18 protein-coding genes are annotated in these 16,469 nt (G+C 57.5%); 7 read left to right on the top strand and 11 right to left on the bottom strand.

The window, feature by feature from the left end; genetic code table 11:
- The first annotated feature begins 73 nt into the window (after positions 1–73).
- From ABJM03_RS11370 to ABJM03_RS11360, 3 genes are read left to right on the top strand one after another with little or no spacing between them, the layout of a single operon-like run.
- Positions 74–1,936, top strand: a complete 1,863-nt coding sequence (locus tag ABJM03_RS11370; RefSeq protein WP_348417553.1) for an ABC-F family ATP-binding cassette domain-containing protein — start codon at positions 74–76, stop codon at positions 1,934–1,936.
- Complete coding sequence (locus tag ABJM03_RS11365; protein ID WP_348417599.1) at positions 1,936–2,574, top strand: MarC family protein; 639 nt, start codon at positions 1,936–1,938, stop codon at positions 2,572–2,574. The genes ABJM03_RS11370 and ABJM03_RS11365 overlap by 1 nt, the downstream gene beginning before the upstream one ends.
- A 45-nt stretch (positions 2,575–2,619) precedes the next feature.
- Positions 2,620–3,201, top strand: a complete 582-nt coding sequence (locus ABJM03_RS11360; protein WP_348417551.1) for a TIGR02281 family clan AA aspartic protease — start codon at positions 2,620–2,622, stop codon at positions 3,199–3,201.
- A 2-nt stretch (positions 3,202–3,203) separates the two neighbouring features.
- On the opposite strand, the gene ABJM03_RS11355 is transcribed toward ABJM03_RS11360, so the two are convergent.
- The 7 genes from ABJM03_RS11355 to ABJM03_RS11325 form a co-directional block, all read right to left on the bottom strand.
- Entirely contained in the window at positions 3,204–3,554 is a 351-nt protein-coding gene (locus tag ABJM03_RS11355) for a DUF6614 family protein (protein ID WP_348417549.1), read from the bottom strand.
- 71 nt (positions 3,555–3,625) lie between these two features.
- A complete protein-coding gene (locus ABJM03_RS11350; RefSeq protein WP_348417547.1) occupies positions 3,626–4,468 on the bottom strand; it encodes a glycosyltransferase in 843 nt (280 codons plus the stop codon).
- Positions 4,469–4,579: 111 nt separating this feature from the next.
- Complete coding sequence (gene ptsP, locus ABJM03_RS11345; protein WP_348417546.1) at positions 4,580–6,820, bottom strand: phosphoenolpyruvate--protein phosphotransferase; 2,241 nt, start codon at positions 6,818–6,820, stop codon at positions 4,580–4,582.
- A gap of 107 nt (positions 6,821–6,927) precedes the next feature.
- Complete coding sequence (locus ABJM03_RS11340) at positions 6,928–8,166, bottom strand: aspartate kinase (protein ID WP_348417545.1); 1,239 nt, start codon at positions 8,164–8,166, stop codon at positions 6,928–6,930.
- A 100-nt stretch (positions 8,167–8,266) separates the two neighbouring features.
- Entirely contained in the window at positions 8,267–8,911 is a 645-nt protein-coding gene (locus ABJM03_RS11335; RefSeq protein WP_348417543.1) for an SDR family oxidoreductase, read from the bottom strand.
- A 20-nt stretch (positions 8,912–8,931) separates the two neighbouring features.
- On the bottom strand, positions 8,932–9,336 hold the full coding sequence (locus tag ABJM03_RS11330) for a DUF1178 family protein (RefSeq protein ID WP_348417541.1): 405 nt from the start codon (positions 9,334–9,336) through the stop codon (positions 8,932–8,934).
- 55 nt (positions 9,337–9,391) lie between these two features.
- Positions 9,392–9,862, bottom strand: coding sequence for an NUDIX hydrolase (locus ABJM03_RS11325; RefSeq protein ID WP_348417540.1), 471 nt, complete (start codon positions 9,860–9,862; stop codon positions 9,392–9,394).
- Positions 9,863–10,071: 209 nt separating this feature from the next.
- Between ABJM03_RS11325 and modA the strand changes: the two genes are divergently transcribed.
- Genes modA through modC form a run of 3 tightly spaced genes read left to right on the top strand, consistent with a single transcriptional unit; the run spans position 10,072 to position 12,508 of the window.
- Positions 10,072–10,728: a molybdate ABC transporter substrate-binding protein gene (gene modA, locus ABJM03_RS11320; RefSeq protein WP_348417539.1), complete on the top strand. Its 657-nt coding sequence runs from the start codon at positions 10,072–10,074 to the stop codon at positions 10,726–10,728.
- Positions 10,725–11,432, top strand: a complete 708-nt coding sequence (modB, locus tag ABJM03_RS11315) for a molybdate ABC transporter permease subunit (RefSeq protein ID WP_348417537.1) — start codon at positions 10,725–10,727, stop codon at positions 11,430–11,432. The genes modA and modB overlap by 4 nt, the downstream gene beginning before the upstream one ends.
- Positions 11,429–12,508, top strand: a complete 1,080-nt coding sequence (modC, locus tag ABJM03_RS11310; protein ID WP_348417535.1) for a molybdenum ABC transporter ATP-binding protein — start codon at positions 11,429–11,431, stop codon at positions 12,506–12,508. The genes modB and modC overlap by 4 nt, the downstream gene beginning before the upstream one ends.
- A gap of 6 nt (positions 12,509–12,514) precedes the next feature.
- Here modC and ABJM03_RS11305 read toward each other — a convergent pair whose 3' ends face one another.
- Both ABJM03_RS11305 and ABJM03_RS11300 read right to left on the bottom strand, forming a co-directional pair.
- Positions 12,515–13,276, bottom strand: coding sequence for an EcsC family protein (locus ABJM03_RS11305; RefSeq protein ID WP_348417534.1), 762 nt, complete (start codon positions 13,274–13,276; stop codon positions 12,515–12,517).
- 44 nt (positions 13,277–13,320) lie between these two features.
- On the bottom strand, positions 13,321–13,806 hold the full coding sequence (locus ABJM03_RS11300; protein ID WP_348417532.1) for an N-acetyltransferase: 486 nt from the start codon (positions 13,804–13,806) through the stop codon (positions 13,321–13,323).
- 87 nt (positions 13,807–13,893) lie between these two features.
- Between ABJM03_RS11300 and ABJM03_RS11295 the strand changes: the two genes are divergently transcribed.
- Positions 13,894–14,499, top strand: a complete 606-nt coding sequence (locus ABJM03_RS11295; RefSeq protein ID WP_348417530.1) for a flavin reductase family protein — start codon at positions 13,894–13,896, stop codon at positions 14,497–14,499.
- Between the two features lie 21 nt (positions 14,500–14,520).
- On the opposite strand, the gene ABJM03_RS11290 is transcribed toward ABJM03_RS11295, so the two are convergent.
- Together ABJM03_RS11290 and ABJM03_RS11285 are read right to left on the bottom strand one after the other, a co-directional pair.
- Positions 14,521–14,979, bottom strand: a complete 459-nt coding sequence (locus ABJM03_RS11290) for a DNA polymerase III subunit chi (protein ID WP_348417529.1) — start codon at positions 14,977–14,979, stop codon at positions 14,521–14,523.
- A 5-nt stretch (positions 14,980–14,984) separates the two neighbouring features.
- Complete coding sequence (locus ABJM03_RS11285) at positions 14,985–16,460, bottom strand: leucyl aminopeptidase (RefSeq protein WP_348417527.1); 1,476 nt, start codon at positions 16,458–16,460, stop codon at positions 14,985–14,987.
- Positions 16,461–16,469 lie beyond the last annotated feature (9 nt).

Here is a 16,469-nt window from a genome sequence, read left to right as displayed (position 1 = left end):
GCTCCCTAGCATGGGTCCATGCACATGAAAAGCGGCGATTGACGCGCAGCCCTACATCAGTCACACCCCGCCTATGCTACGTATATCAGAGATCAACTATTCCGTCGAAGGCCGCCCCTTGTTTGTAGAGGCCAGCGCCGTCATTCCCGAAGGTCATAAAGTGGGCGTTGTCGGCCACAACGGGGCGGGCAAAACCACCCTGTTCCGCATCATCCGCGGAGAATTGGGGCTCGACGGTGGTGAGATCATCCTGCCTTCGCGCGCCAAAATCGGCGGCATCGCCCAAGAGGTCCCCTCGAACGAGACCTCTTTGATCGACACCGTGCTTGAGGCCGATGTCGAACGCCACGCTCTGATGCAGGAAGCGGAGACCGCCAAAGATCCGGGCCGGATTGCAGAAATCCAGTCGCGACTGGCCGATATTGACGCATGGTCAGCCGAGGGCCGCGCCGCGAGCATCCTCAAAGGTCTCGGGTTTGACGATCACGACCAACAACAGCCCTGTTCGGCCTATTCTGGTGGCTGGCGTATGCGTGTGGCTTTGGCGGGCGTGCTCTTCGCACAGCCTGACGTCTTGCTGCTCGATGAGCCGACCAACTATCTGGACCTTGAAGGCGCGCTGTGGCTGGAAAACTATCTGGCCAAATATCCGCATACCGTCATCATCATCAGCCACGATCGCGGCCTGCTGAACCGCGCTGTGGGCGGCATCCTGCATCTTGAGGATAAAAAACTCACCTATTACCAAGGCAACTATGATCAGTTTGCCAAAATGCGCGCGGAAAAACGCGCGCAACTGACTGCGGCCTCGAAAAAGCAACAAGCGGCCAAAGCGCATATGCAGGCCTTTGTGGACCGCTTTAAGGCCAAGGCGTCCAAAGCGAAACAAGCCCAATCGCGTATGAAAGCCATTGAGAAAATGGTGACAATCACGCCGCCGGAAGAAGCAGCGCGCAAGGTTTTCACCTTCCCGCAGCCTGATGAGCTGTCCCCGCCGATCATCAGCATCGAGGGCGGCTCAACCGGATATGACGCAGGCAATCCCGTGTTGTCCAAGCTGAACCTGCGCATCGATCAGGACGACCGGATCGCCCTGCTGGGCAAAAACGGTCAGGGTAAATCAACGCTGTCCAAGCTGCTGTCAAACCGTCTGGTGCTGTTTGATGGCAAGGTCACCAATTCCAGCAAGTTGCGCATCGGCTTTTTCGCCCAGCACCAAGTGGACGAATTGGTGGTCGAGGAAACGCCACTGCAACACATGATCACTGCCCGCCCCGGCGTGATGCAATCCAAGCTGCGCGCGCAGCTGGCGGGTTTTGGCCTTGGGCCAGATCAGGCTGACACCGCTGTGGGCCGCCTGTCCGGCGGACAAAAGGCGCGTCTGTCGCTGCTGTTGGCAACATTGGATGCGCCGCATCTGCTGATCCTCGATGAGCCGACAAACCACCTTGATATCGAAAGTCGCGAGGCGCTGGTGGAGGCCCTCACGCGCTATTCCGGTGCGGTCATTCTGGTGAGCCACGACATGCACCTTTTGTCGATGGTGGCGGATCGTTTGTGGCTTGTCTCAAACGGCACCGTGACCCCCTATGAGGACGATCTTGAAGCCTACCGCAAGATGCTGCTGACCGTAGAGAAACCGGTTAGCAAAAACGCGCGCCCCAAGGTTGAAGCCCCCAAACCCAAGCGCGCCAGCCGCGAAGACATCATTGCGCTACGCTCTGAAGTGCGCACCGCCGAAGCAAGGGTAGCAAAAATTAACGATATGCGCGATAAACTCGCCAAGAAACTTGCCGATCCGGCGCTTTACGAAAAAGAAAAAGTCGGCGAACTGGAAGTGTGGAACAAGAAATACGCCGAGGTGATGGCCGCATTGGAGCGGGCTGAAACCATCTGGATGGATGCGGCGTCGAAACTAGAGAAAGCGCAAGCATGATGATTGATACTGCCTATATGGTCGCAGCTTTTGTGACGATGTTTGTGGTCATTGACCCTATTGCTATTGCCCCTATTTTCCTTGCCCTGACACCGGATATGACCGCAAAACAGCGCAGTCAGATTGCCTTGCGCGCAATCCTGGTTGCCGGTTTCCTTCTTGTGTTGTTCACCTTCTTTGGCAAAGCGGTGCTGAACTTTGCCGGAATCTCCATGGCCGCCTTCCGCGTGGCGGGGGGAATCTTGTTGTTTCTGACCGCGATGGACATGCTGTTTGAACGCCGCACCAAACGGCGTGAGGACAGCTCGGAAACACCTGAGGTGCTGGAACAGGACGACCCTTCCGTATTTCCGCTGGCCATCCCGTTGATTGCCGGACCGGGGGCGATTGCCTCGGTTATTCTGCTTGTCGGGCAAAAGCCCGGCGGTGAAGGGTTGATTACAGTTCTGGGCACCACGGCGGTGGTTTTGCTGATCATGTATGTCATGTTGCGCTTGTCGACCTTGCTCGAGGATGCACTTAGCAAAGTGGCGATCAACGTGATTACCCGTGTGTTGGGTATGCTACTTGCCGCGCTCTCTGTACAATTCGTGCTCGACGGTCTGGCCGAATTCGGTTTTGTAACCTCGCTTGGATAAAGCAGCTGCCGATCCTATATGAGTGGTTACTGAACGGAGTAGCCAATGACCTCTGACAATATCGCAAGCCTGATATATCTTGTACTGCTCGGCTGTGCTGTGGGCAGCTGGTTTTTGGCATCAGGCCGAAACAACATGGGCAAAACATTGCAAATGGCCGCTGTTTGGGGGTTCATTTTTGTAGGCGCCATTGCCGCCTACGGGCTTTGGAATGATGTGCAACGCCAAACCTTGAACAGTCAGATGCTTCAACTGGGCGATGGGCAGATCGTTACCCCCCGCCAGCCCGATGGCCACTATTACCTCACTCTCACGCTTAACGGCGCCCGCATTCCATTTGTGGTGGATACCGGCGCGACCGATATGGTTCTAACCCGTTCGGATGCACGGCGGGCTGGCTTGGATCCGGACACGCTGCGTTTCATTGGCATCGCCAATACCGCTAACGGACAGGTACGCACAGCGCCCGTACGCATAGACACTGTAAGTTTGGGGAACATCACGGACACGAACGTCCGCGCCTCTGTCAATGATGGCGACATGACCCAATCGCTACTCGGGATGGGGTATCTCGAAAAATGGGGCCATATCTCAATTTCTGGTGGAGAGCTGCGCCTGACACGTTAACCCTAGATAAGCGCCATGCGTTCCGCCCGTTCCGGATCAGGAAAAGGCCGGTACAACGCCACATCCACCTCGCCCACCATTTGATGCACAGTCGTATATAACCGCTCCACCCCCGCCTCGCTTGAGCCGGTAAAGCGGAATGCATCATCCAGCTGGGACATATCCCGAACCTCGATTTCAAGCAGGAAGTCCCGCGATTGCGGCGCGCCAAATCCCAGCTTTCGCCGGCACAATCGCCACGACTCAATCATCCCGTTCGTCTTTAGATGCTCCATCCAACCCTCTACAGCCCCTGCAAAGGCAAGCGCCTTGGATGTGTCACGTAGATCAATCGCACAGTGATACAGGTTCATTCCGGCCCCTTCAAAATATGATTTCCATATCTTTGCAAAGGATCGCTACCAAAGCGTTAAGTCAGACAAGCTCAGTTCAGATCGGCTAGAACATCTAGAACCTGTTTTACCTCCAGAAACGGGAAGAACCGCTCTGTAATCTGGGAAAATTCATCAAAACCGATCTTTTCATGGTCACGCCCGCCTTGTTCTGACGCGTCAATCCTAAGGGAATCCTGATCGACCAATTTTGTGGAAAAATGACCATAACCATCGTTGAAAAGATATGAATTGAACCGTTTCATCAGGGCAAAATGACCGAAATTAAACAGGCTCATCCCTCGCTGCCCCGGTCTCACGGCGGCACCGGCGCTGTGAAACGGTTGGTTTATCTTGTAGTGTCGGGGCGCTTGGTCTTCGTAAAACGATGTCACCACGCCTTTCGGGAAAGAAAACGCAAATCCGCCCATGCCGGAAAACCGGTTGGTTATGTCATGCAAAGTCTCGACATAGGTGTGGGTCAGACAATCGTCATCATCAATCCGGAATTGAACCAACCGTTCTCCATGGGCGTCTGTCAGCTTGTTCAGCTCGGGAACGATTGCTGCATCCACATCATCAGCCGAAGAATAGATCACTCTGATTTTCGGTTCGGCCAATGTCAGCAAACGCAGCCGCATCCGGTAGGTCTCTGGCATCAAATCCGAGGTCAGAATGAAAAGGATGAAATTATCTTCGGTTTGCGCATGGATGGATTTGATTAACAAATGCTCCAACGTAGCAAAGCGGCGTTCCATTCGTTCCGGCGCATAAAGCAATTCCGCACGGGCCTGCCGAAAGGTCGCATCCGTATGGTCAACCGCACCATCGCGGAACGCGACCCAATCTCCACGCCCAACAAATGAAAACCGACAAATTCCCACAATAGGAGGCATCATTTCCCTTCTTGACCTGTGCGAAAGCCCAGTCTCAGAACTCACCTAAAGGCGAACTATCCACATCAAGAATCACCCACAAACTGTTGAAAATATGATTACTTTCAAAACTCAGTAATTCTTCCGAAGGTAATCCATTACCGCACCACGCACCGACATTTCACCGCACTCCCTTGCGGTGTTAATAACGTCGTAAACATCATCCAGATTTGCACGGCGCAGGACGCTTTTGACCGGCCCGATTGACGCAGGGCGCATAGACATCGAACGTAGGCCAATCGCAGCAAGACACAGCGCCTCAACAGGGCGCCCAGCATCCTCGCCGCAGAACGACAGCGGTGTCGAAGTCGCCTCGCAACGCTTTACAATTCCTTCGATGAAAGTCAGAAAACTGACGTTGAGCGTATCATACCGGCGGCGCACCCGCTCGTTCTCGCGGTCGGCTGCAAAAAAGAACTGCTTAAGATCGTTGCCCCCGATCGAAAGGAAATCCACCTCTTCGAAAAATTTCTCAGGCGCAAAGGCAAGGCTCGGGGTTTCGAGCATGGCGCCAACCTCAATTGATGACGGCAATTTATGGCCCAGACGAGCCTCTCGGACGAGGGTTTTGTCGATCTCGGCACGGGCGGCGCGGTATTCTTCGAATTGCGCGACAAAGGGAAACATGATCGTGAGTGGCCCACCATCAGCGGCGCGCATCAGCGCCTGCAATTGCATCCGCATGATACCCGGCTTGTCCAGACCCACACGGATCGCGCGCCAGCCCAATGCGGGGTTCGGCTCGTCGTTGGGTTTCATATAGGGCAGCACCTTGTCCGACCCGATATCAAGCGTGCGGAACACCACACGTTTGCCATTGGCCGCATCCAAGACGCGTTTGTACAACCCGCTCAGCTCTGACCGGCGCGGCATCTGGTTCCGGACAAGGAATTGAAGCTCGGTCCGGAACAGCCCGACACCCTCAGCGCCGGAATTCACCAACGAGGGCAAATCCGCCATCAGGCCCGCATTCATATGCATCCCGATAACGGCACCACATTTCGTCTCGGCAGGTTTATCGCGGATCGAGCTATAGCGTTCCTGCGCGGCCGCTTGCATCGCGATCTTGTCACGGAAGGCCGAGGCCACATTTTCTGCAGGCCGCAGGTGAACAATCCCCTGCTCACCGTCCACCATCACGTGGTCACCATTCAGTGCATCATTGGTAATCCGCGCCGCATGTACAATCAAAGGAATGGCCAATGCGCGCGCCACAATCGCCGCATGGCTCCCGACGGAGCCTTGCTCGAGGATGATACCGCGCAGCGAGCGCCCATATTCCAAAAGCTCCGCCGGACCGATGTTGCGGGCAACGAGGATCGGATCGGCAGGCATCTCTGCCCCTGTATCGCTACCCTGCCCTGTCAAAATACGCAGCAGTCGGTTCGACAGATCGTCTAGATCACTTAATCGTTCACGCATGTAGCTGTCCGACGACTGCCCAATGCGCGACCGCGCAAGCGATTGCTCTTTTTCCACAGCAGCTTCGGCAGAAAGCCCCTGAACAATGTCCGCTTGCATCCGGCTCATCCAGCTTTTGGAGTTGGCGAACATGCGGTAGGTCTGAATGACCTCTTGCTGGTCCTTATCGCCGCCAGACATGGTGAGCATCTGGTCCACACTCAGGCGCAGCTTATCCACTGCCTCGCTCAAACGCTGGGCCTCGACCTCTGGGTCATCGGCTACCAGATTCGAAACAACCACCCGCGGCTCATGGAGCCAGATATGGCCCTCGGCAACGCCATCCTGCGCGACTGTACCGCGCAAAAGCACCGGCTGGCTATGGCGCGCCGTCATAGCAGCGCCGTCGCCAACAAACGCACCCAGCTCGGCCATTTCGGCCAGAACCATGGCGACAACTTCCAATGCGTAAATCTCGTCTGTAACGAATTCGCGCGCGACCTTGGATTGCACAACCAGAACGCCCAGCGTGTCCCCCAGCCGCTGGATCGGCACACCAACAAAGCTTGAGTAAATCTCTTCGCCGGTCTCGGGCATATAGCGGAAACCGCGCGCTTGCGGGGCGTTGGCAGTGTTGATCACATGCTTGCGCTTGGCCACACGGCCAACAAGCCCCTCACCCATTTTCATGCGGGTCTGGTGGACAGCGTCTTTGTTCAGACCCTCGGTCGCACACAGCTCAAGCGTGTCCTCATCACGGAAAAGGTAGATCGAACAGACCTCGCTCTCCATAGAAGTCGCGATGAGATGCGTGATCTTGTCAAGACGGGCCTGGCCGGCTGTTTCTCCGGCCATGGTGTCACGCAGACGCCCAAGCAGCGCACGGCTATCGCTTTGTGTCCGTTCTGGCATCCTGATCCTAGCTTTTGCTTCGGCTTACTATAGCCCCTTGGCGCGCTGATGGGGAGAGCCAATTGCACGGCAAACGCGAAGCTTTAGCGCACTCCCTTACAAAGGCTTCAGGCTGCCTTGTCCAGCTCGAACGCATCATGAAGCGCCTGCACGGCCAGCTCCATGTATTTGCGGTCGATCAGCACGCTGATCTTGATCTCGGAAGTGGTGATGACCTTGATGTTGACGCCCTCATCCGACAGCACTTTGAACATCTTGGCGGCCACACCTGTGTGGCTGCGCATACCGATGCCTACAACCGACACTTTGGCCACGCCTTCATCTACAATCAACTCGTCATAGTTGATCACACCAGATTCAGCAGCCTTTTTCATCGCGGCATCCGCACGGGCAACCTGATCCACAGGGCATGACCATGTCATATCCGTGCGGCCTTCTTCGGCGATATTCTGCACGATCATGTCGACGTTCACGCCACCGTCGCTCAACGCGCCAAAGATCGTGGCCGCAATACCGGGGCGGTCCGCAACCGATACCAGCGTCATTTTCGCCTCATCGCGGCTGAACGCCACGCCTGCTACAACATTGCTTTCCATGATTTCCTCCTCGTCGCAAACGAGCGTTCCGGCTTCGTCGCTTTGTTCTTCAAAACTGCTCAGCACGCGCAGTTTGACCTTATAGCGCATCGCAAGCTCGACCGAGCGTGTCTGCAAGACTTTCGCACCAAGGCTGGCCAGCTCGAGCATCTCTTCAAAAGAGATCTTATCGAGCTTGCGTGCCTTGCTTTCGACCCGTGGGTCCGTGGTGTAGACGCCATCAACGTCAGTATAAATATCGCAGCGTTCTGCGCCAAAGGCCGCCGCAAAGGCCACGGCGGTCGTGTCCGATCCACCACGCCCCAGCGTGGTGATGCGTCCCTCGGGGCTCACCCCCTGAAAACCGGCGACCACGGCAACTTTCATACCATCAGCAAATTTTGCCATGATATTCTCGGGTGGAATATCCTCAATCCGCGCGGCGGAATGGGCAGAAGTCGTCTGCACCGGTACTTGCCAACCCTGCCAGCTGCGCGCAGGCACGTCCATTTCCTGCAGGGTCAGCGCCATCAGACCGGCGGTCACATTCTCACCCGAAGAGACAACGGCATCATATTCGCGCGCATCATATAGCGAACCTGTCTCATTGACCCAGCCAACAAGTTCGTTGGTTTTGCCGGACATAGCCGAGACAATGACAATCACGTCATAACCTTTGGCAACCTCGACGCCCACACGTTTGGCCGCGCGGCGTATCCGGTCCAGTGTGGCCACAGATGTGCCACCAAATTTCATTACCAATACCGGCATCAGACCCTCGCACTTATTGCGTTTCGCGCAGCGTTTACGCCACAGCGCGAAACTGTGCAAGGATCACAGCACCTTTGCGCGGTTTTGGGCAGTTAAAATATCAAAAAGGATGCGCACGCCCGTCCCATGTTTCGAAACAGCCGGTGGTCTCAAGGCTCAGCGCCGCAAAACGCTCGACCAGCCCTGCCGCCGATTCCTCAACCGTAAGTGCGCCGTTCTCGCCGCCAAGATCGGTTTTCACATGGCCCGGATGATAGATGCCCACAGCAATGCCTTCTGATTTCAGATCCGTCGCCAGATTACGCCCCAGATTGGTCACTGCCGCTTTGGAAGCGCGGTAGATATAGCTGCCTCCGGGGGCTTTTTCGCTTGAACCCATCTGGGACGAGATGATGGCAATCCGCGGAACAGAGGCCAGTCGCAGGTTCGGCAACAACGCCTGAATGGTCAGGAACACACCTGTGACATTCGTTGCAAAGGTCTGTGCCCAGACATCCGCGCCAAAGCCCTCCTCCAGATCGTCACCGCGATCCAGAAATACACCCGCATTGCACACCAACAGATCAACCGGCGTATCACCAAGCCCCTCTGCCATTTCCTTGTGGTTTGAAGGGTGGGTGACATCCAGCGTAATATCGGCTGTGGGTGAACGGCTGGTGCCGAGCACCTGTTGCCCGTCCTCGCGGTAATGATTTGTTAAAGCCGCGCCAATGCCCCGGCTTGCGCCTGTAATGATAATCGTCATGGAATTCCTCTTTTCGCAGCTTATTGCATTTTTCGCTTCGGCTTGAACGGTAGTGGCAGGACCGGCACGCCATCCTCGATCAACGCACGCGCCTCGGATACGTTGGCCTCGCCCCATATAGATGTCTCGGGCGCGGTGCCTTCATGCATCTCGCGGGCTTTCTTAGCGAATGAGCCCCCCACATAGGTGGCATTTTCCTCGACCTCGCGGCGTAGTTCTGCCAAAGGATTTTCTTCCGCCTTCTCTTCGGTTCGGCTTGCTCCGGTGGCAACTTCTGGTGCCATGAGCGTTTTCTCCACCTGCTGGGATCCGCAAATGGCGCAACTGACATGACCATCGGCCACCAGACCATCAAAGGCGGTGGCAGATTGGAACCAGCTGTCAAAGACATGCCCGTCAGAGCATCTAAGCGTATAACGGATCATCCGTTCAATCCTGAAATCTTACGTACAAGACCATGTGGCCCGATCGCACAAAGCGTCAAGCGGTGGGAAGGTTCTTTGGCGGAGAAAACCCTGTAATCAGTTTCCCCAACTCGCGGTGTTTTACCAATTTCGCGGCTTTTTTCGGGCTGACCCACTTGCGTTTGCGGTCGCGCCATTCGGGGAATTTATCACGCAGCAACTTGACCTTGATGGGGTAAAGCATCGCCAGACAGGGAATATCTTCCTCTCCCTCACGCATACGCATATACGAATAGACACCGATACAGGCATCACTTGCACGCCCCTTTACGCCGGCCTCTTCCCAGGCTTCGATCAGCGCGCACTCCGCAGGAGTTTTGCCATCCATTGGCCAGCCTTTGGGCACGATCCAACGCTTGCGCCGCCGCGAGGTAACAAGCAATACCTGTACGTCAGCCCCCTTGCGCCGCCAACAAAGCGCCGCAAATTGGGTCCGTGCGCTGCCTTTGGCACCGCCATTCAGAGAAATCGGCAATTGTTTTGCCATAGTCTGCTTTTAGGCCTCAACACCTTTTAATACGTCTAATATACAAAGACATCCCGCCATTGGCCAGTCTTCGCGCGCGCCCTCTTGTAGGCCCGCCCTGCTTAGCCGATACTCTATGCAATATGCACCGGATTTTTGCTCTTTTTTTGATCAGTATTTGCTTTGTTTTCCCCGCGCAAGCGGAGGTTACGGGGTCGCAACAACCTCCTGTGACGGTCTTTGCCGCTGCCTCACTGCGCGGCGCGCTGGATGAGATCGCCCAAAGCTACGGGGCTCCGGTCACTTTATCCTATGCAGGCTCGGGCACGTTGGCGCGCCAAATCGCGGCGGGTGCGCCGGCCGATGTTATTGTGCTGGCCCATAGCGATTGGGCTATGTGGTTGCAGGCACGCGGGCTTTTGCTTGACGATACGCTTGCAGATGTCGCAGGGGGACAATTGGTACTGATTGGGCCAGCTGGCGCAGAGCCGTTTGAGGTTTCCGATGCTGCCGCCTTGCGGGAGGCCCTGAAAGGCGGTCGGCTGGCCATCGGGCAACGTGACGGCGTTCCCGCAGGAACCTACGCACGCGACTGGTTGCAGCATTTGGGTGCTTGGGACGATCTTCAGCCACATCTGGCCGAAACCGATAATGTGCGCGCGGCCCTCGCGCTTGTTGCTGTTGGTGCTGCGCCGCTGGGGGTCGTCTATGCCTCTGACGCGCAGGCCGAACCACGGGTCGCATCGCTGTACGCCATACCGCCACAGACCCATGCGCCCATACGCTATCCGGCAGCTGCCCTCACCGAGGCCGGACGCGATTTTGTGTCCCTGTTGCAAAGCCCGCAAGCGGCCAAGACCTTTGCACGTCATGGGTTTGCGCCATGAATGCAGATGCTTTGGCGCTTGATATGGTTGCGTGGCAGGCCCTGCGCCTGTCGCTTTGGGTTGCGGTTTGGACCACGCTGATTGCCGTGCCCTTGGCGCTCTGGATGGCATGGCTGCTGGCGCGGCGAGACTTCTGGGGCAAGTCGATCCTGAACGCGTTTGTGCACCTGCCACTGGTTCTACCGCCTGTGGTCACGGGGTATATTCTGCTCTCTCTATTTTCGCCTGCGGCCCCCATCGGTGCCACACTCAGTGCGATTGGTCTCACGCTTGCGTTCAAATGGACCGGTGCTGTGCTGGCCGCGGTTGTTATGGGATTTCCCCTGATGGTGCGGGCCATGCGGCTTGCCATTGAAGCTGTAGATCCCAAATTGGAAGAGGCCGCCGCCACGCTGGGTGCCCCGCGTTGGAGCGTCTTTGCGCGCGTAACCCTGCCGCTCATTGCACCCGGTATCCTTGCCGGTGCGGTGATGGGATTTGCCAAAGCCATGGGTGAATTCGGGTCCACAATCACATTCGTCGCCAATATTCCAGGCCAGACGCAAACCCTGCCTTTGGCCATTTACACCGCGCTTCAAATCCCTGGTGGTGAAGGCCGCGCGGCAGCCATGGCGCTGCTGTCATGCGCTGTGGCGCTTGGGGCGGTTTTCCTCTCCGAAGCCCTCGCCCGCCGCGTGGCCACCCGCATCGGGGCCTCCAAATGAAGCTGAAGCTCACCCATAATTTCGGTGAATTCAGCCTTGATCTGGGCTTTGAGGCCCAAGGGGGCATTACCGCTCTGTTTGGTCCCTCTGGGGCGGGGAAAAGCACGATCGTGAATGCTGTTGCGGGGCTGCTGCGGCCTGACGCGGGTTTTCTTGAGGTTGATGGCACCGTTTTGATGGACACCGCGCGTGGCCTGCATGTGGCACCGCACAAGCGCCGTTTTGGCGCAGTATTTCAGGACGCACGGCTGTTTCCTCATATGAACGTAGGTCAAAACCTTGATTTCGGCACACGCTATGCGCCGCGCGGGGCAAATGTGTCGCGGGATGACGTGATCGAATTGCTTGGCTTGGGCGCGCTGCTGGACCGCGCAGCTCCCACATTGTCCGGAGGGGAAAAGCAACGTGTTGCCCTTGGCCGTGCCCTGCTCAGCGCGCCGCGCATGTTGTTGATGGATGAACCTTTGGCCAGCCTTGATGCCAACCGCAAAAATGAAATCCTGCCCTATCTGGAACAGTTGCGCGATGGGCCGCTGGGCCTGCCGATCCTCTATGTCAGCCACGCGGTGAGCGAGATTGCCCGCCTTGCCGACACGCTTGTGGTGCTGAAAGAGGGGCGCATTGCCGCCCAAGGGCCACTGCGCGAGGTCCTGTCTGACCCTGCCACCGTGCCGCTGCTGGGCGTGCGCGAAGCCGGTGCCGTGATTGAGGCCAAAGTGATCGCCCATGCCGAGGATGGGCTGACGCAATTGGCCATCAGCGCAGGCACGATAGAGTTGCCCGGCGTGAAAGCCCCGATCGGCGCAAAAGTCCGCCTGCGGATCATGGCGCAAGATGTGATGCTCGCCCGCAAGCGCCCGCAAGAGCTCAGCGCGCTGAATATCCTGCCGGTGACCATTCAAAACATCCGCCAAGGCGATGGGCCCGGTGCGGCAATTGCCCTGAGCGCAGGGGACGACACACTGCTGGCCCGCGTGACCCGCCGTGCTGTCAGCGCGCTTTCACTTTCTGAGGGCGACCAGATATTTGCCATTCTCAAAGCCACAACCGTGGCCCCCGACAGTATCGGCCGCTAGCCGCATCTAAGCCGAGGTCAGCTCTTTCATCCTGATGGCCAACCTGTGCGTCAGCTCCTCCGAGGGGACATCCCCTTCAATCGCCAGACGGCGCAGGCCGAAATGCACATGGGCCATATCCTGATAATAGCTGGTATAGGCATAGTTGGTCGCAGCCCCTGTCACAGCCCCCAAAACCGGCACGGTTTGCGCCGCAAGCTTTTGCCCCATGACCACCGCGAGCTTTGGCGCGACCTTATGGATGATGGCCTGCACAGCTTTGCCCGATAAGGCCAGCCGTACCGTCAGAAACGCCAGATCAGACCCGTCATCCTCTGCCAAAGGCCCCGCCGAGGCAAAGACCTGCACGCAGTCAAAGCGCACTGATTCAAGTTCGGAATCAAATCCGTATTCTACGGCTACCCCTTCAATCACCCGCAACAACAGCGTAGTTGTCACCGGCAATTCCGCCAACGCTGTGGGCAGCCCCCCTCCTCCGCCAATTGCGCCCATGGCCGCCGAAGTCGCAGAATTCAGCCATGAGGCTTGATCCGGCACATGGCCCCGACTTTTATGCGCCGCTGTCATCGCGTGATCCAGCGCACGCACCGTGGCGGTCTCAAGCTGGCTGCGCACTGATGTGGGAAGACGGTCCAACAGGCTTTCCGCCTGACCACCGATCATGTTGAGTATATTGATCCCGACGCCGCCTGCTTGCCGGTAGCGCTGTGCGATTTTCTCAAGCTCGGTTTCAACATCAAGCGGGACAGGCAGGGTCGTTTGGGTCATCAAAGGCTCCTTTGCCTTCAATGTGGGGGGCTGAAGCGTATAAATCAACGCACAGCTGTGACTTCGCCCGTGACACCATCCCATGCGCCCTCTCGTAAGGCACGGCCCAACACGCGCTCGGGGTTAGTGGGTGGCGGCATCACCACGCCTTCCAGCCGCGAAAAGCCGAACCGCCCGTAATATGGTGCATCCCCCACCAGCATCACACGGTCCCACCCCTGCGGGCCGGCCAGCTCCAGCGAAGTCTGGATCAATAGCGCGCCCAATCCCTCGCCCTGACGCGTGGGATGGGCAGCAACCGGTCCCAGCAACAAGGACACATGCCCGCCGACATTCACCGGCCAAAACCGGATCGCGCCCGCAAGAATGCCCAGATCATCCCGCGCCACAAGGCTCAGCCCCTTAACCGGTGGCACGCCTTCGCGCAGGCGGTAAGACGACAGCGCCGTGCGCCCGGGCGCAAAGCAGGTGTCATACAGCGCTTCGACCTCCCAAAGGTCATCAGGCGTTTCAGGGGAAAGCACGTACAAGGCCTTGGCACTCCGGCGGGATTTCTACTGGTCAGCGCCCTATCACGGCGCTAGCTGTAGGTTCAATCACAACCATAAGGCATTCCCATGTTCTATCGCCCTCAAGACGGCCACGGCCTGCCACATAACCCCTTCAACGCCATCGTCACCCCGCGCCCCATCGGCTGGATCTCGACCCGTGATGCGCAGGGCCATGACAACATCGCGCCCTATTCGTTTTTCAACGGCGTGGCCTATACGCCACCGCAGGTGATGTTCGCCTCCACCGGTGTCAAAGAAGACGCGGACGGAACCAAAGACAGCATGGCAAATATCCGCGAAACTGGCGTGTTTTGCGTGAATGTGGTGGAATATGCCGCACGCGACGCGATGAATGCGAGCTCGGCCATGTTGCCCCACGGGACTGATGAATTCACCCATGCCGGGATTGAAAAAGCCGAATGTGAGGCCATCAACGCCCCCCGCGTTGCCAATGCGCCCGCATCGCTGGAATGCCGGATGACGCAAATCGTGCAAATCGAGGGCGAGACAAATTTTGTCTGCTTTGGCGAGGTGATTGGCGTGCATATGCGCGATGATTGTCTGGTTGACGGGCGTTTTGATGTGACGCGCTACACACCGCTTAGCCGTCTGGGGTACCGCGACTATACCGCCGTGCGCGAGGTATTCGAACTGATCCGCCCAGACGATTAAATGAAACGGCAGAGACCACGATCAGGTCTCTGCCTTTTTCACCCAGCTGCCATCCTCTTCGGCCCAATATTGCGCCTTGGCTCCCGCTGCTTTTAAGGCGCTCCACTGGCTGCGGGCGTGGGCCAGTTCTTCTTCGTCATAGCCATCAAACAGAATACAAACCCGCTCCATGCCCGCGACATCTTGCGCACTGACGGCGGCGGAATGCACTGCCATCATACATTGTGGCGCATTGGCGGGGCTGTCACCGGTGCCCAACAGCACAGGTTGCAAGGCGTCGCTTTCGCCCCCCTCCAACCCATGCGGCAAAAAGCTGTCCTCAGGCCCCAGCCAAAGGGCGGCATCCAGCGCCTGCAACCCCGGCATATTGGTGCCGCGCACAGAGACGCGCCACCCTGCCGCCAAGGATTTGCCCAGCAACATGCGCAGCGTGTCCACAAGCGTCTTTTCTCGGAGCTGATAGAACATCGCCACGCTCATTGGATTTACTCCGCCTCGTAATTGTCTGCAATCAAACGATTAAGGGATGCAACACCCCAGCCTGTCGCCCCGACCGGTGCCAATGCCGTCTCGGATTTAACCGAAGCCACACCGGCAATATCGAGATGGATCCACGGGCAGTCCTCTTTGACGAAACGGCCAAGGAACTGTGCGGCTGTGATCGACCCTGCGGCACGACCTCCGACGTTCTTCATATCGGCAATCCGGCTTTTGAGCAGCTTGTCATAACCATCGCCCATCGGCATGCGCCATGCGCCCTCGCCCTCGGTTTCAGCGGCTTTCAGGAAGTCGTTACAGAACGAGGTGTTATTCGAGAAAACGCCAGCATTCTCATGGCCCAAACCAATGATGATCGCCCCTGTGAGCGTGGCCAGATCAATCATTGCCGCAGGTTTGTATTTCTCCTGCGCGTACCACATCACGTCACACAACACCAAACGCCCTTCGGCATCTGTGTTGATGTTTTCGACTGTATCGCCCTTCATGGTGGTCACCACATCCCCCGGGCGCGACGCCTTACCCGATGGCATGTTTTCCACAATCCCTACCAGCCCGACGACATTGGCCTTGGCCCCGCGCAGCGCCAGCGTGCGCATCACGCCCGCCACCACAGCCGAGCCGCCCATATCCATGGTCATATCTTCCATGCCTGCGCCGGGTTTCAGCGAAATGCCGCCCGTGTCAAACACAACACCCTTACCAACCAAGGCCAGCGGTGCCTCGTCCTTCTTGCTGCCGTCCCAACGCATCGCAACCACATAAGACGGGCTGTCAGATCCCTGCCCCACAGACAAAAGCGTGCGCATTCCGAGCTTTGCCAGCGCTTTCTCATCCAGAATCTCAACCTTGAGCCCGAGGCTTTCCATCTCTTTGAGACGTTCTGCGTAATTTGTGGTGGTCAGCACGTTGGCCGGTTCATTCGTCAGGTCGCGGCACATATGCGCGCCCTCGGCCACAGCCAGCAGCGGCGCGCAGGCATCTTTGAGCGCTTCCGGCTTGCCCGTCATAACCACAACGGCACCTGTGCGGGTGCTTTCGGCTGATTTATGCTGCTCGAACGCATAATCACGCATCGCCAAACCATAGACGACTTCATGTGCGTGGCGCAGCGGCGCGCAAAGCAACAGAAGATCAGCACTGCCCCCGCGTGTTTTGGCCAACGCAGCACCTGCCTTGCGCGCGGCCATGCCTTTGGCGTTCCGCTCAATCCGGATCACATCCACCGCATCTGCTGCCATACCGGCAGGATAGGCAAGGCTCAGGCTGTCGCCGTCTTTCAACTTGCTCCAACGCTCGCTCTCGATCAGCCGTGCAATGGCCCCTTTGGTCAACCGGTTCACGCGCCGCGCACCCGGGTCCAGCTTTCCCTCTGCGTCGATAAAGACCGCAACACGGCCTAGATGGCCGGCAATGGCCTCAAGATCAGTTTCGGCAAAAGAGATAGGAGTAAGATTGCTCATGGGATGCGC

Origin of the sequence: Sulfitobacter sp. (assembly GCF_039977885.1) — a bacterium.
Taxonomy (GTDB): Bacteria; Pseudomonadota; Alphaproteobacteria; order Rhodobacterales; family Rhodobacteraceae; genus Sulfitobacter.
The sequence above is the reverse complement of the archived record's forward strand: the minus strand, read 5'-3'. Positions and strand labels throughout refer to the sequence as shown.

What these genes read in the sequence shown, in the direction of transcription:
- ABJM03_RS11370 (WP_348417553.1), top strand. Translation starts at nt 74, where the DNA reads ATGCTACGTATATCAGAGATCAACTATTCCGTCGAAGGCCGCCCCTTG.
- ABJM03_RS11365 (WP_348417599.1), top strand. Translation starts at nt 1,936, where the DNA reads ATGATTGATACTGCCTATATGGTCGCAGCTTTTGTGACGATGTTTGTG.
- ABJM03_RS11360 (WP_348417551.1), top strand. Translation starts at nt 2,620, where the DNA reads ATGACCTCTGACAATATCGCAAGCCTGATATATCTTGTACTGCTCGGC.
- ABJM03_RS11355 (WP_348417549.1), bottom strand. Translation starts at nt 3,554, where the DNA reads ATGAACCTGTATCACTGTGCGATTGATCTACGTGACACATCCAAGGCG.
- ABJM03_RS11350 (WP_348417547.1), bottom strand. Translation starts at nt 4,468, where the DNA reads ATGCCTCCTATTGTGGGAATTTGTCGGTTTTCATTTGTTGGGCGTGGA.
- ptsP (WP_348417546.1), bottom strand. Translation starts at nt 6,820, where the DNA reads ATGCCAGAACGGACACAAAGCGATAGCCGTGCGCTGCTTGGGCGTCTG.
- ABJM03_RS11340 (WP_348417545.1), bottom strand. Translation starts at nt 8,166, where the DNA reads ATGCCGGTATTGGTAATGAAATTTGGTGGCACATCTGTGGCCACACTG.
- ABJM03_RS11335 (WP_348417543.1), bottom strand. Translation starts at nt 8,911, where the DNA reads ATGACGATTATCATTACAGGCGCAAGCCGGGGCATTGGCGCGGCTTTA.
- ABJM03_RS11330 (WP_348417541.1), bottom strand. Translation starts at nt 9,336, where the DNA reads ATGATCCGTTATACGCTTAGATGCTCTGACGGGCATGTCTTTGACAGC.
- ABJM03_RS11325 (WP_348417540.1), bottom strand. Translation starts at nt 9,862, where the DNA reads ATGGCAAAACAATTGCCGATTTCTCTGAATGGCGGTGCCAAAGGCAGC.
- modB (WP_348417537.1), top strand. Translation starts at nt 10,725, where the DNA reads ATGAATGCAGATGCTTTGGCGCTTGATATGGTTGCGTGGCAGGCCCTG.
- modC (WP_348417535.1), top strand. Translation starts at nt 11,429, where the DNA reads ATGAAGCTGAAGCTCACCCATAATTTCGGTGAATTCAGCCTTGATCTG.
- ABJM03_RS11305 (WP_348417534.1), bottom strand. Translation starts at nt 13,276, where the DNA reads ATGACCCAAACGACCCTGCCTGTCCCGCTTGATGTTGAAACCGAGCTT.
- ABJM03_RS11295 (WP_348417530.1), top strand. Translation starts at nt 13,894, where the DNA reads ATGTTCTATCGCCCTCAAGACGGCCACGGCCTGCCACATAACCCCTTC.
- ABJM03_RS11290 (WP_348417529.1), bottom strand. Translation starts at nt 14,979, where the DNA reads ATGAGCGTGGCGATGTTCTATCAGCTCCGAGAAAAGACGCTTGTGGAC.
- ABJM03_RS11285 (WP_348417527.1), bottom strand. Translation starts at nt 16,460, where the DNA reads ATGAGCAATCTTACTCCTATCTCTTTTGCCGAAACTGATCTTGAGGCC.